Annotated in this window: 9 protein-coding genes; all 9 read right to left on the bottom strand. The window is 58.9% G+C overall.

The window, feature by feature from the left end; genetic code table 11:
- Positions 1-292: 292 nt before the first annotated feature.
- The 9 genes from HS103_06675 to HS103_06635 all read right to left on the bottom strand — a co-directional run bounded on the left by HS103_06675 (position 293) and on the right by HS103_06635 (position 13,983).
- Positions 293-1,534 (bottom strand): glycosyltransferase, encoded by a 1,242-nt coding sequence (locus tag HS103_06675; protein ID MBE7512480.1) that lies wholly within the window; start codon positions 1,532-1,534, stop codon positions 293-295.
- A gap of 55 nt (positions 1,535-1,589) precedes the next feature.
- Entirely contained in the window at positions 1,590-4,208 is a 2,619-nt protein-coding gene (locus HS103_06670; protein MBE7512479.1) for a DUF4397 domain-containing protein, read from the bottom strand.
- Position 4,209: 1 nt separating this feature from the next.
- A complete protein-coding gene (locus tag HS103_06665; GenBank protein ID MBE7512478.1) occupies positions 4,210-5,475 on the bottom strand; it encodes an adenosylhomocysteinase in 1,266 nt (421 codons plus the stop codon).
- A 204-nt stretch (positions 5,476-5,679) separates the two neighbouring features.
- Entirely contained in the window at positions 5,680-6,888 is a 1,209-nt protein-coding gene (locus HS103_06660; GenBank protein MBE7512477.1) for a UDP-N-acetylglucosamine--N-acetylmuramyl-(pentapeptide) pyrophosphoryl-undecaprenol N-acetylglucosamine transferase, read from the bottom strand.
- 601 nt (positions 6,889-7,489) lie between these two features.
- Positions 7,490-8,401, bottom strand: coding sequence for a carbohydrate ABC transporter permease (locus HS103_06655; GenBank protein ID MBE7512476.1), 912 nt, complete (start codon positions 8,399-8,401; stop codon positions 7,490-7,492).
- A gap of 3 nt (positions 8,402-8,404) precedes the next feature.
- Entirely contained in the window at positions 8,405-9,403 is a 999-nt protein-coding gene (locus HS103_06650) for a sugar ABC transporter permease (protein ID MBE7512475.1), read from the bottom strand.
- Between the two features lie 227 nt (positions 9,404-9,630).
- On the bottom strand, positions 9,631-10,926 hold the full coding sequence (locus HS103_06645; protein ID MBE7512474.1) for an extracellular solute-binding protein: 1,296 nt from the start codon (positions 10,924-10,926) through the stop codon (positions 9,631-9,633).
- Between the two features lie 653 nt (positions 10,927-11,579).
- The gene (locus HS103_06640; GenBank protein ID MBE7512473.1) at positions 11,580-12,857 is read right to left on the bottom strand and encodes a glutamate-5-semialdehyde dehydrogenase; all 1,278 of its coding nucleotides are present in this window, start codon (positions 12,855-12,857) and stop codon (positions 11,580-11,582) included.
- A 4-nt stretch (positions 12,858-12,861) separates the two neighbouring features.
- Entirely contained in the window at positions 12,862-13,983 is a 1,122-nt protein-coding gene (locus tag HS103_06635) for an aminopeptidase P family protein (protein MBE7512472.1), read from the bottom strand.
- Positions 13,984-14,071 lie beyond the last annotated feature (88 nt).

The raw sequence follows: 14,071 nt of genomic DNA, 5'->3' as shown, positions 1-14,071 counted from the left end.
CAAAGCGCATTGCCGAAACGCGGTTCATTGTACCACGACCACACCACGCTCTGTCGTTTATCTTCAAGTCATTTCAAAACCCCACCCCTTGCCCCTCCCCGTAAACGGAGAAGGGTTATTCACCCCCTTTCCCTGCTTGCAGGGAAAGGGGGTAGGGGGATAGGGGTTTTTGAAAGATGCCCTTGTTTAAAATGGGTATTCTGGTGCTGCCCGCGCTATCTGCGTTCGCCCGCCGCTAAAGCAGCGGGCTGAAAGCAGTCACCCCTTCGGGGCTTCAAAACTGCACGCTCTTTTATGCCTTTTCGTCTGCTGCCCGCGCCAAAATACGCGCTACTTCGGCGTCAAGGATCGCCCCGCTAAACAGGGCGGCGCTTTGCCGCGCTGCCCCTTCGGAAAGCCGCTGCCGATAGGCTGCCTCGCGCAGTTTCAGAAGGGCGCTGATCACCTCGTCCGGCTCTGCGGCGTGAAGAAGGTGTTCGCCATCGCGAAAGTCATAGCCCGCCAAAGCGCGGGGATGGGTGATCACCGGAAACGCCCGACAGAGTGCCTCGAACACCTTCTGCTGCATCCCCCGCCCAAAACGCCAGAGGGGAAGGGCAATGTCCATTCCGGCGAGGTGCGCCTCCAAATCGGGGACAAAGCCATCGAAGATCACATCCGGCGCGGCAGATGCTTGCAGGGGGGCGGGAATCTTGCCACCGAGGAGGTGAAATTCAAAGACGCCCGGTGCGGCGGCACGGGCGCGAGGGACGATCTCGTTCAGGATGAACAGCAGCGCAGCGCGGTTGTGAGGGATGTTATAACTGGACCCCATAAAAAAGACGCGCAGCGGGCGCGTGGGTTGATCAGCCTCATCATCCACGATCCGGCGCGGCGGGCGTAGGAAAGCGGGCAGCGCACGCAAGGGGAGTGTGGCGATTTCGCTGTGGCGGGGAATGCTTTCATAAAGCGCCCGCTCCGCAGGGCTGATCGCAGCGAGAACGGACGCCCCCCGCGCCGCGTTTTCTTCCCCGCACTTTTTAGCAAACACGCGCAGGCGGTGGGCAAAAGTCAGCCGACTCACCTCGTCCCGATGGTGCAGCGATTCAAAATTGACGGAGCGCACTACCACCGAAATTCCCCGCGCCCGCGCTTGGAGGGCGGGCGACCACATGTATGAGCCGTGACACCACACCACTTCCGGCGCAAAGGCTTGAATCTCCGCCGCCACCGCCGCCTGAAAGGTGGGCGTACCATACTCCCATGCCGCCCCATCAAGGTAGCCCAAGCGGGCGAGGCGCAGCAGAGAACGCTTAGAGCGCTGGTAGGGAAGCACCACTGCGGGTACACCGCGTTCGGCGTAGAAGGCGCGGTGCTGCTCTGGGGCTTGCCCAACACCGCTCATCGTCACCACCTGCACAGTGTGACCGAGGCGCAGCAGACCCTCCAGACCCGAAAGGCGATCTTGCTCGCAGGCGCCGAAGTCGTTCAGCCGGATGAAAAGGGGATGAATGAGAAGAATACGCATAGTTAAGGGAAAGGGGGGACGCCCCATAAGGCATCCCCCTTTGTGTGATTGACGTGTTTTGGAGCGGTGATGAACGCCGCCCTTAGCTGGCTGGTGTTGCCGAGGGGGTGGGGGAGGGCGTTACGGTGGCGTCGTTTTCCTCGCTGACGTTCTTCACGTCGTCAAAGAGGTTCACCCGCTTGCCGTCCTTCGTCACCGTGACGAAGAAGGCGTTCACCCAGCCTTCAACCCCATTGTACTGCACAAGCAGCCACTCGGCGGTGTTGTTCCGACCCAAGACGGGGATTTGCGCCCCAGAGGGAATCAGACCCAACGACTCGCCCTGTGCGCTTGGCGTGCGGCGCAGTTGGAGGTTGGCGCCGGGGTTCACCTTGTCCACCGTCGCCACCAACCCCGCTTGCACAGGCGGCTGGACAATCGGGGCGCTGCCCACGACGCCGCCCGGGGTCGGCTCGGTCACAAGAGGCAGTTCTTTGATGTCAAAGGCGCGTCCCTTGAAGGTGAGGACGAGGAACTGCGAATTCACCCAACCGGTGATGCGCCCGCTCTCCGTCTCAAAAATGGCGTTGATCCACGTCAGCGACTGCGGCTCACCAATCAAGCCGCCCTGCGAGGCAACTTCCGTCCGCCCCACCGCCACCAACTGAGCGCCAGCGGGGAGCAGCGTGAGCGATTCGCTGTCGATGCCGGGCAAGCGGCGCATCTGAAGGTTGACGCCCGGATTCACCGTCACCGTCGCAATGACGCGATCGGCAACGGTGGCAATGGGCGTCGCTGAGCCGCTGCCCACCACCCCAAACTTATCTTCAGGGATCAGCGGGAGGGTGAGAATATCTTCCACTTTGAAGACGTTGATTCCCTTCCCGTTTTTCAGGCGGAGGTACTGCGGCTTCGTCCAGCCCGTGATTGTGCCGTCCGGCTTGCGCCACTCAACGAACACCCACAGGTCATCAATGATCACCCCCTCGGCGGAGAGCGTCGGCGTTGGTTCGGAGGGGGTGGGCAGATTTTCATCGACCTTCGGTCCGCGCAAGCCGTCCACATCCAGCGTATCGCCACTGGGGACGAGGGCAAGGGTGCGGGCATCTTGGCTTGGGTATTCGCGGATTTTCAGGTTCACACCCGGGTCTGTCGCCACTGTCCCCGTCCAGCCCGTCTTGCCGAAGGGCGTCGGTTGGAACGCCAGTGGGTTTGCCGTCGGCTGGACAACGACGAGATCAGGGTTGCTGGTGGGGACGGCAATGGGTGCCTCCGTCGTTGGGACGGGGACTACCGTCGGGGCTGCCGTTGGCAAGAACACCGACCCGCCGCCACTCTCTGCTGTTGGCAAGGGGGCAAGGGTGGGCGTCGCTTGGACAGCCACCGCCGCGCCGCCCGGCATGGGCAGGTTGCCCGGACGTTCGTTCAGGCTGGTCGTGTTGACGATGATCGTCGGTTCGGTTGCCCGCCCGGTAAGGATCACGTTCGTCAGCGTGCCGCCGCTGAGGGAAAGGCTGAGCGCCGTCTCTAGCGAGCCACCCTTTAGGCGTGCCTCGCCTGTGGTGGGGGCAACGTCCACGCCCTCTGCGCCCGCGACACTCTCGCCGCTTGGCAAGGCAAGGGAAAGGCTTTCGCTGTCCAGGACATTGATCACCTTGACCCGCGCCTTCAGCGTATCGATGCTGTTCACGCGGTCTGGGAAGGCTTCAATGTTCAAGCCATCGAGCGCGCCGGAGATGATCACCGTTGCCGCAAAGCCAGCGTTCACCGCCGCCGAAACCGTCCCCACCGGAGCGGAGTCAGCCGCCGCCCCCGCCGCACGGAGGGTTACTTCTTGCGCCCCACCGGGCAGCGCCACATGGGGCGTTGCCGCGCCAAACGCCAAACGCGGCGCGATCAGCGTCCCGTTGACATAGACATCGACTTCGGGGGCATCTGTCGCCGCGTGGACAAAGCTGATCAACGCCGAAGCTGCTGCGTTTTCCGCCTGCGTGGGGGTCGTCAGCAGCAGCGCTTTGGGGGCGGGTTCGCCGCTTGGAGCGCCCACCGCCAGCACGGTGTTATACGTGCCGGCGACAAGGCTGACCTTTTCCGCACGGAGGACGGCGGCATCCACCGTCCCGCCCGCCGGAACGACGACGAGATCACCCGCCGAGGCGGGAATATCGAGCGTCCCGAAGGGCTGCCCGTAGGTCAAGCCCTGAATCAGCGGGGTGATCGTCGTGCCGCTGACGAGAAGGACATCAACAGGGGCGGCGCCTTTAATGGCGTGGATCGCTGTCAGGCGGGTTGCGCCAGAGCGGACGGGGAACAATTCGTCCTCGTACAAGCCCACTTCGACGCCAGAGGGAGACCCCTGCACGATCACGGTATGACCGAGATCAGCGGTTGCCGGAACAGCCCCCGAAAAGATGGGGGCGGTTTGCCCGTTAGGGGTGATTGTCACCGCCCGCTGCCCTGCCTCTACGGTGAAGAAGCGCGTCCCCGTCCCAAACAGAACGTTCTGCGCAGCGAGGATGCTATCAATGTAAATATCGACGCCGCCAGCGCCGGGGACGGCGTGGACGAAGCGCAGCAAAGCCGTGCTTTCTTGCGCCTGCACGCGCCCGCCAAAGGACGGGCTGATGGATACTGCCAGCGCGGTGAGGATCACCAGCGCCAACATGAGTTTACGAGCGATTGATTGTACGAATGATTGTGCGAAGGTGCGGCTGTGGGTCATCTTATGTCCCCTCCTGCCATTGATTTAGATAAGCCGTTTGCTCAGCGGTGAGGTTGTCAATATGCATCCCCATCGCCATTAATTTGATGCGGGCGATTTCGCGGTCTACTTCTTCGGGAAGTGCGTAGACGCGGTTTTCCAAGTTCTTGGCGTTTTTATAGATGTATTCTGCTGCCAGGGCTTGGTTGGCAAAGGACATATCCATGACGCTTGCCGGGTGTCCTTCCGCCGCAGCAAGGTTGATCAGCCGTCCCTCCCCAAGAAGGTTGATCTTGCGCCCGTCTTTGGTGGTGTATTGATCGACAAAGGGGCGTACTTGCTTGGGCTTGCCGGTGGAGAGTTCTTCGAGGGCGGGGATGTTGATCTCGACGTTGAAATGCCCCGAATTGGAGACGAGCGCCCCATTTTTCATCACCTCGAAGTGGTGCTTATCGAGGACGTGGACATCACCCGTCGCGGTGACGAAAATATCCCCGATCTTTGCCGCTTCGCTCATGGGCATAATGCTGTAGCCATCCATAAGCGCTTCGAGCGCCTTGATCGGGTCAATCTCGGTGACGATCACCAAAGCGCCCATCCCCCGCGCACGGCTGGCAATGCCGCGCCCGCACCAGCCATAGCCCGCCACAACAACTGTCCGTCCGGCAAGCAAGATGTTCGTTGCCCGCACAATGCCATCGATGGTCGATTGCCCCGTGCCATAGCGGTTATCAAACATGTGTTTTGTGGCGCTGTCGTTCACGGCAATCACCGGGAACATGAGCGCCTTATCCGCCGCCATGGCTCGCAGGCGAATGACGCCCGTCGTCGTCTCCTCTGTACCGCCCACGACATGTTCAAGCAGTTCGCGGCGCTCCTTGTGCAGAACGCCCACAAGGTCAGCGCCATCATCCATGGTGATGTTCGGTTTGTGATCCAAGCCCGCCTGAATGTGGTTGAAATAGGTTTCCTTATCCTCACCTTTGACGGCATAGACGGGGATTTCGTAATTCACCACGAGGGAGGCTGCCACATCATCTTGGGTGGAAAGCGGGTTTGAGGCGCAAATGACAATATCTGCTCCTCCGGCTTGGAGCGCCGCCAAAAGGTTCGCCGTCTCGGTGGTCACATGGAGACAAGCCGAAAGACGCAAGCCCTTCAGTGGTTTTTCTTTCTCAAAGCGTGCCTTAAGCTGACGCAACACGGGCATTTCTTGTTCTGCCCAATCAATACGCAGTTTGCCGCCGGGGGCAAGGCTGGTATCCGCAACGTGATAACTGGTTGTCATATGCTCCTCAAAGTAGCGATTACAAGGCAGACGGTCTAGGCAAGGGTGAACGAGGGGCGCACGGGGGCGTCTTACTCGGACGTTTCGATAACCGTCTCAATACGTGGATGAAACAACGGGGCTGCATTATAGCAAAGTAGCCCGAAAATCACTAGGGAATCGATGAGAAAGCGGCGGGAAAGCGTTGATTAGAGGGGAGGGGGATCAATGCCGCCCCTTTGCCCCTTCTTCGGCAATCCGTTCCGCGATGCGCTCGGCGGCGTTCGCCCCTGCTAGCGCGCGTGCTGCCTTACTCATCTCCCGCAAGCGCTCTGAATCATCAAGCAAGGCGCGGAGGGTGGGGAGCAGTTCCGCCGCCAAGCGTTCATCATCTAAGCGGATTGCCGCCCCCCGCGCCGCCAACCAATCGGCGTTCACTTGCTGGTAACGCCAGGCAAACGCCAATGGAACGAGGATCGCCGCCAAGCCAAAATGAGGGTATTCCCCTAACGTACTCGCTCCGGCGCGGCTCACGGTGAGGTCAGCCGCCGCCATTGCCAAGCCCGCATCGTCCTTCAGATAGGGGAACACCTGGACATGCGCCCGCACCGCCTCTGGCAGAAATTCCCACCGCGTCCGCACCACTTCCCAATCGCGCTCACCGCTGACGTGAATCACCTGCACGCCCGCCGCGATCAGGTCGGGGAGGATCGCCCCCGTCGTCTCGTTGATGCGCCGCGCCCCCAAACTCCCCCCCCAAATTAAAAGGGTTCTCCGCGCCGGATCAAGGCGAAAATGGGCGATGCCCGCCTCCCGCGTCGCCCTCAAAAGGCTTTGGCGCAGCGGGTAGCCAACGCTTTCCACCCGCACGCGCTTGGGCAGATGGGCGAAATAGGCGGCAGATTCGGGGACGGGCGTCAGAATGAGGCGGGCAAAGCGGCTGATCACGCGGATGACGAGGGCAGGTTCAATATCCGGCATGTAGATCACGATGGGGACGCGCCGCAGCCAGCACGCCACCGCTGGCGCAAAGGACGCCCACCCCCCCGTGAGGAAAAGTGCCGCCGGGCGAAGCCGCCCCACGAGACGCCACCCCTGAAGGATGCCAAAGGCAATGGCAACAAGGCTGAGGAGGCGGCGCGGCAGGCTGACCCCATGCAGCGGACCGCCGCGCAGGGCATGGTAGCCGGCAAACTGCTGGCGGGGGACGATCCGTTCTTCCATGCCGCCCACCGCCCCCACAAAATGAAGGGCGGCGTGTGGTTCGCGGCGTTGGAGCGCCTCGGCGGTGGTGAGCGCAGGATAAATCCCGCCGCCCGTCCCCCCCGCTGCAATTAGATAGGTTGTTGAGGCAGTCGCCGTCATAGGTTCTTCAGCACCCTCGTTCACCACCGATGGATAAGTAGCAGTCTGACCGGTGGTTTTGCCAACCAATCATAGCGCAGCCTTCCTGAAACAGGGGTAGCGACTCACCTTAGGGAGTCGGCGTTGACGTATTTGGTTTAGACCCCCTATCCTCCCCCGCTTGCAGGGACAGGGGAAGATCGCCCCTGTCTCTGGTTATGGGGTGGGGGCGCGGGGCTAAAGCCCACGCGCTAGGCATGACCGCCCCGTTGGGGCTTAAATCAGCATAGGCAAGGCGAGGTTGTCTTTAAGCCCCGAAGGGGTGGTTAGCCTTAGCTCGCTGCTTTAGCGGCGGGCGCTCACAGACGGCGATAGGCGCGGGGCTAAAGCCCACGCGCTAGGCATGATCGCCCCGTTGGGGCTTAAATCAGCATAGGCAAGGCGAGGTTGTCTTTAAGCCCCGAAGGGGTGGTTAGCCTTAGCCCACTGCTTTAGCGGCGGGCGCTCACGGACGGCGATAGGCGCGGGGCATTGCGCCCCCTACAGAGATTACACTGTCAACACGCCCTAGTTAGGGTTATTCATCGAAAGGGGACGTTTGAGGGGGAAGCCCCCTCAACGCCTCTTTTCTCCCTTCTCCCCTAGAGAGGAAGGGGGTAGGGGGATGAGGGCAGATGCCTAACGCCTACACCTATTGCTTCACTGCACCAGCCGTCAACCCTTTGATGAACTGGTTGGACATCAACACGTAGAGGATCAACAGCGGTACTGCCGCCAGTGAGAGCGCACTGAGGGCGCGAGTCCAATCCGTGTAATACTGACCAAACAGCAAGGACACCCCATAGGTGACTGTGCGCGTTTCGGGGCTGCGCGTGAAGATCAGCGGAAACCACAGATCATTCCAGATGGGGAGCATGTTAAAGATGATCACGGTGGCAATGGCGGGGCGAATCAGCGGCAAAATGATCGAACGGTAGATACGCCACTCCGACGCGCCATCAATTTGTGCCGCCTCATTCAATTCTCTGGGCAGCGAACGGATAAAACTGGTTAAGACGAACGTGGCAATGGGCATCCCCATCGCCACATAGATGGGGATCAGCGCCAGCACACTATCGCCTAGTCCAAGCGATTGGATCAGTTGCAGCAGGTTGATTGTTCCCAAGCGAATCGGGATCATCAATCCGGCAATGAAGAAGATGTGGATCAGCCCCGATAGCCTTGTTCGCCAATTTGCCAACCCATAGGCGGCTAACGATCCCAAAAAAACAATCAGAAACAGCGACCCCACCGTGACGAAGATGCTGTTCCGGTAGTAAACGGCAAACCCCGTGTTCAGCAGTTGTAAGTAACACCCCACCGAATTTTGCCCGGCGGGGATTTCGGCAAGGCACTTGTCCAGATTAAAATCGCCCGCCTCCATCCACACGCCCTGATACCCTTCCGCTGTAAATTGGGAGGGAAATCCGAACGGATCGCGAAAGATTTCGCGCTTGGGCTTGACCGAATTGATGAGCATCGTCCAGATGGGGAACAGGACGATCAGACACCACACGATCAAGACCGCATGAGTGCCAATATTGGAGAGATTGATGCGTCTCATGGCTTAGTCCTGAAAGGCATTCTGTTCGGCGCGACGGGAGAGAATCAACCACAGCGAGACCCCGGAGAGCAGAATCAAAAAGGTGATCGTGGCTATCGCTGCGCCAAGCCCCATATCAGGTTTGGCAACGGGATGCTCACCGGCAATGGCGGTGCGGTAAAAGAAGGTTGCCAGCAGATCGGTGGAATAGTCGGGCTGCCCGCGTGCGCCCGCCATCGTGTACACCACGTCAAAGGCATTGAAGTTCCCCACAAAGGTCAGGACAGAGACAATGCCGATCACGGGGATTAAGAGGGGAAGTTTGACGCGGATAAAGACTTCCCACGTCGAGGCGCCATCAATATGGGCGGCTTCGATCAGTTCTTGTGGAATCGTTAATAATCCGGCAAGGAACATCATCGTCGGCAGCCCCACCCATTGCCACGAGGAGACCAGTGAAATAGTCATCAGGGCGGTTTGCGTATCCCCAAGCCAGGGGTGTACCGCCGATTGCATCCCGAAGGCTTCCAATATTTTTTTTGCCGCACCCCACTGCGGGTTGAGGATCAGCGACCATAAAAAGCCCGTGACCAGCACAGACATGGTAGCCGGCGCAAAAATGATGGTGCGATAGATGTTGCGTCCACGAATCTGCGAGTTCAGCAGAAGGGCAAAAAACAGCCCCAATGAGTTCTGCACGATCATATGAATCGAGAAAAAGACAAACGTATTGCGAAGCGCATTGAAGAATCGTTCGCGCAGCACTGTGCCGGTGAAAAGCTGAATGTAGTTATCCAACCCCACAAAGCGCTCTGGGCGCAGCCCTTCGCCCGTGTAAAAACTTAAGCCCATCGAATTGATGAGCGGCATTGCCATGAAGATCACATAGACAACCACCGCAGGAACGATGAACAACATCCACCATAAACGCTGCCTTTTACGCCAAGAGTTGGCTTGTGAAGCAGCGGCTGCTCGTGAGGCAGAGCGATGATCGGATAAGGCAGGGGTAATTGTTTTTGCCATCCTAAATCCTTTTAATACAGCAGCCCAACGTCGCTACGTTCTTACGCGCAAGTCCTCACCCCCTAGCCCCCTCTCCCGCGTAGCGGAAGTGGGGACGATTCTTGTTGGGAGGGGTGCTGCCCCCCCCAACCCCGATTCGTCGGGAAATCTCAGGACGAAACCGATAGGCTGCGTAAGGTTCGTTCGTCAGTTGGGCTGCTAAGGTGTACTTGCTTCGTCGATGGGTCTTACTTGCCGCAGGTCATCGCCGGCTTGTACCACACAGCAAGACCCGCTTGAAGGGCATTTGCCGCTTCTTCAGGCGTTTCCTTGCCGTTAATCACAGCAATGGCGTTATCCTGCATCAGGGTATAGCCATCGACAGCATCCTTCATATCCGAAGGCGTGTCAAGCAGTTTTTCCCATGCCCAACGAATGTCCGTCTTACGCCCTTCGTTCAGCTTGAGGAACGCATCGGCATGTTCGTTGGAGAGAGTGATCTTGGCATCCTTCAGCAGTGGGAAGAAACCGGGCAGCTTATCCCCAAGCATGGTGGCAAATTCTTCGGTCCCCAACCACTCAAGGAACTTCGTGGCGGCTTCTTTGTTCTTGGAATTGGCATTCATGCCAATTGCCGCGTCAAGATGGAAGGTCACAGCGCTTTCCTTCCCCTCTGGGGCGGGAACAGCAAAGACACTCCACGAGAAGTCGGGGGCTTCCGCCTCAAACGCGGGAATGTCCCATGATCCACCAAACCACATTGCCGCCTCGCCCTGAAGGAACAATTGGAGGCTGTCCGAATACTTGAGCGCCTGCTGACCGGCTGGCAAGAACGGCGCTAAACTGCCCACTGCGGCGAAAACGCTCACCGCATCGGCATCGTTGAAGCAGCGCTTGCCTTCGAGGTATTCCATGCGCCCTTCGCGCCCACCGATGAAGGTGGGAGCGATGTTCATCAGCACGATTTCAGCAATTGTCCATGACTCACCCGTTGCGTTGGCAAAGGGAATCTTACCCGCATCTTTGATCGTCTGGGCGGCAGTCATGAGGTCTGCCCATGAGGTGGGAACGGCGATATTGAGTTCGGCGAACAAATCTTGGTTGTAGTAAACACCATGCGAAACAGCCATGATCGGCACGCCATATGGCTCGCCCTCGGCGCTTGACCATGGTACAAGGCTGGCTGGATCAAAGGCGGTTTTCAATACCTCAAGGTCTTTCAACGAGGCAATGTGACCCTCTTTGAACAACTGCTGCGAGGTGGCAAACGAACGGAGGTAGAACAGGTCTGGACCAGTGCCGCCTTCCAGTTGTGTGCGGAGTGTGGCGTTATAGTCTGGCGGATTGGTGGGGTCAAACTTAACAACAATACCCGGATTGGCTTTATTGAAAACATCAAGAATTTCTCTGATCTGGGCTGTATCGTCTATACGCCATGAGCCGAGGGTTAAGGTAACTTCTTGAGCTTGGACGGGAGTATTTTGGAGGGGGACTGCAATTAGCGCGAACACGACTAAAAGCATCACGAACAGACGAGTCTTCATAGCACATACCCTTTATTTAGAAACGTACCAAACCCTCACACAAGCAGGGGTGGGACTGGAATAAGTATGAGAGTGCAGCACAAAAAACGGAACAATTGAGAACTATAACACTTTCTTTTTTCGAGTCAATACTTCATCGAGCCAATTTTGATCACCAAAGCCTAAGAAAGAGGCAGAAAACCTCACAGAGAAAGGGAAATCAGGGATTGAAACTCAAAAACCAGATAGGACTTGTCGCCTTTTATAAGCGTTAAGATTAAGTAGGGTGTAATAGGGAAGAATAGGTAAACGGTTAACGCCGCCGGCGATTAGGTGGGGAACGGGCGCAGACGCTCACGATCATGCCCCTACCGAGGGGAACACAATGATGCATAGCTAAGCGATTAACGTAGCGGGCAACCATATGAGGTATGGGTGAAAGGAAAGGGTGTGCGGAGGCGCGGGGTCATAGGCGCGGACGCCCCAGGGGGCGCGGGGCTAAAGCCCGCGTGCTGAAAGCAGATTTTTTATCTTTCCCTGTTTTCAGCCCCGTCCTTTAGGGCGGGGTGGTCAGTCGTAGCCCGATGGGGTACCGTCGGGTGAAGGCGGGTGTGGGCGGGCGCCCCTACAGGCATGCGTGCGGGGGATTACCGAGAATCAGCGATGAGCAGATGTTACGTCCGTACATGGTAGGCGCCGCGCACGACCCATTTGTAACTGGTCAGTTCGCGAAGCCCCAAGGGTCCCCGCGCATGGAGTTTCTGGGTGCTGATGGCGATCTCCGCCCCCAAGCCCAGCTGCGATCCATCGGTGAAGCGCGTCGAGGCGTTCACATAGACCGCCGCCGAGTCCACTTCCTCTAAGAAGCGGGCGGCATTCTCGGCATCTTCGGTCAGAATACCGTCGCTGTGAAAGGTGCTATGCGCTTGAATGTGCTGAATTGCCTCGTCCAGATCAGTGACAACCTTGATCCCCAACACGAGACTTAGCCACTCCGTATCCCACGAATGGTCACCGGCAGCTTGGCAGCACTCTGCACCCCCGGCATAGGGTAGGGCGTGGGGATCAAGATGAAAGGTGACTCCCGCCGCGCCAAGCTGCTCTACCACACGGGGGATGAACGACGCCGCCACGCGCTCATGGACGAGGAGCGTGTCCAGCGCATTGCACACCGAGGGGCGCTGTGTTTTCGCATTGAAAATGACCGGCAGCGATTCCGCCTGCTTTGCCGATTCATCGACAAAAAGGTGACAAATCCCGATCCCCCCCGTGATCACTGGGATCGTGCTGTTCTCGCGGCAGAATTGATGCAAGCCTGCCCCGCCGCGTGGGATGATCATGTCCACATAGCGATCAAGGCGCAGCAGGTCGCCCACATAACGGCGATCTGGGTCGTTGATCGCCTGAATCGCATCGGCGGGCAAGCCAGCGCCCTGAATCGCCTCCCGAATCACGCGCACCAAGATGGCGTTGCTGTGGATCGTTTCCTTCCCGCCGCGTAAGATCGCCGCGTTGCTCGTCTTGAGTGTGAGGGCGGCAACATCGACGGTGACGTTTGGACGCGCCTCGTAGATCACCCCAACGACGCCGAGGGGTGTCCGCCGCCGTTCTATTGCCAGCCCGTTGGGGAGCGTCTGCGCCTCGATCACCTCGCCCACTGGATCATCCAGTTCGGCAACCCTTCGCACGTCGGCGGCAATGGCGGCAAGGCGTCCGCCCGCAAGCGAGAGCCGATCCAAGAGGGCTGCTGTCATGCCCGCCACCTGCCCCGCTGCCATGTCCTGATCATTCGCCGCCAAAATCTCCCCCTCGCGGGCGATGAGCGCCTCGGCAATGGCGTACAGGGCGGCATTTTTCGCGGCGGTGGGCGTCTTGGCAAGGATGCGCCCGGCTTCCCGCGCCGCCTGCCCGATCTGTGCCAGATCAAGACGGGTATCCGTCTGGAGTGTCATTTGTTCAGCCTCCAATACGCTGCAATTCACGGGGGAAGTTCGTCAACGATTCCGCTCCGTCCTCGGTGATCCACATATCGTCCTCAATGCGCACGCCGCCCACGCCCGGAATGTAAACGCCCGGCTCTATGGTATGGACATGCCCCGCCTCAAGAAGTATCTCATTTCCTTCCCGAATGTACGGTTCTTCGTGAACGTCCATCCCCAAGCCGTGTCCGGTGCGGTGGATGAAGTACTGCCCAAAGCCAGCGTCCTCAATGACCTTGCGGGCGGCGCGGTCTACTTCTTGGGCAGGGACGCCCGGACGGGCTGCCTTGCGCCCTGCCTCGTTTGCCCCCAACACCGCCTCATAGATGCGCACGAGTTCATCGCGGGGCGTCCCCACCACAAAGGTGCGTGTAATGTCGCTGCAATAGCCGTCTACCTTCGTTCCAAAATCAAAGAGCAGAAATTCCCCCTCGCGGACAGGTTCAGCCGCGGTGTTGCCGTGCGGAAGGGCAGATTTCGCCCCGGACAAGACAGTAGTTTCAAAGGCATTCCCCTGCCCGCCATGATCGGCTTGCGCCATCTCCAAACGGCGGGCGATCTGCACTTCCGTCATGCCCGGACGCACCTGGGCGATGATCTCGGCAAGGGCGGCTTCGCTGGCGCGGATTGCCCGCCGCATGGCGTCGATCTCAGCAGCGTCTTTGTGAACGCGCAGTTTCGCCAACCATCCCTCAATATTCCGAATCTCAACGGGGTGAGCGTGCCGCTGGAGAAGCTGCCCCTCGGCATAGCGCATTTTCATTCCCTCCACACCGATCTTGTTCCCGAACAGGCGCAGTTCACGCATGGCGCGTTCCATGCCCACATCAACCCCCTCGGCGTCTGTCCATGTGAAAAATTCCATCGCATATGGGGCGTTATGCTCTAGTTTGGGGAATTCAAGCGCGGGAATGACGACAGCGGGCGTTTTCCCCGGACGGAAAAAGGCAAACAGCGGGCGCGAACTCGGTTCAAAAGGGACACCCGTCAGGTAGGCTAAGTTTGTTGCCCCAATAAGGGCAATCACATCAACAGCGGCGCGGTCAAAACCAAACAGCCCGTACAGTTTTTCCAAACGGGCGGCATAAAGGGCGGACATAAACACGCTCCATAGAGAAAGAGAGAACTCTAGAGAAAAGTGATCCTCATTGTGGGGGAAGAGTGTACCGACAAACAGGGGCGAGGGG

It is taken from the genome of Anaerolineales bacterium (assembly GCA_015075625.1).
In the GTDB taxonomy this organism is placed as follows: domain Bacteria; phylum Chloroflexota; class Anaerolineae; order Aggregatilineales; family UBA2796; genus UBA2796.
The sequence above is the reverse complement of the archived record's forward strand: the minus strand, read 5'-3'. Positions and strand labels throughout refer to the sequence as shown.

What these genes read in the sequence shown, in the direction of transcription:
- HS103_06675 (MBE7512480.1), bottom strand. Translation starts at nt 1,534, where the DNA reads ATGGGGCGTCCCCCCTTTCCCTTAACTATGCGTATTCTTCTCATTCAT.
- HS103_06670 (MBE7512479.1), bottom strand. Translation starts at nt 4,208, where the DNA reads ATGACCCACAGCCGCACCTTCGCACAATCATTCGTACAATCAATCGCT.
- HS103_06665 (MBE7512478.1), bottom strand. Translation starts at nt 5,475, where the DNA reads ATGACAACCAGTTATCACGTTGCGGATACCAGCCTTGCCCCCGGCGGC.
- HS103_06655 (MBE7512476.1), bottom strand. Translation starts at nt 8,401, where the DNA reads ATGAGACGCATCAATCTCTCCAATATTGGCACTCATGCGGTCTTGATC.
- HS103_06650 (MBE7512475.1), bottom strand. Translation starts at nt 9,403, where the DNA reads ATGGCAAAAACAATTACCCCTGCCTTATCCGATCATCGCTCTGCCTCA.
- HS103_06645 (MBE7512474.1), bottom strand. Translation starts at nt 10,926, where the DNA reads ATGAAGACTCGTCTGTTCGTGATGCTTTTAGTCGTGTTCGCGCTAATT.
- HS103_06640 (MBE7512473.1), bottom strand. Translation starts at nt 12,857, where the DNA reads ATGACACTCCAGACGGATACCCGTCTTGATCTGGCACAGATCGGGCAG.
- HS103_06635 (MBE7512472.1), bottom strand. Translation starts at nt 13,983, where the DNA reads ATGTCCGCCCTTTATGCCGCCCGTTTGGAAAAACTGTACGGGCTGTTT.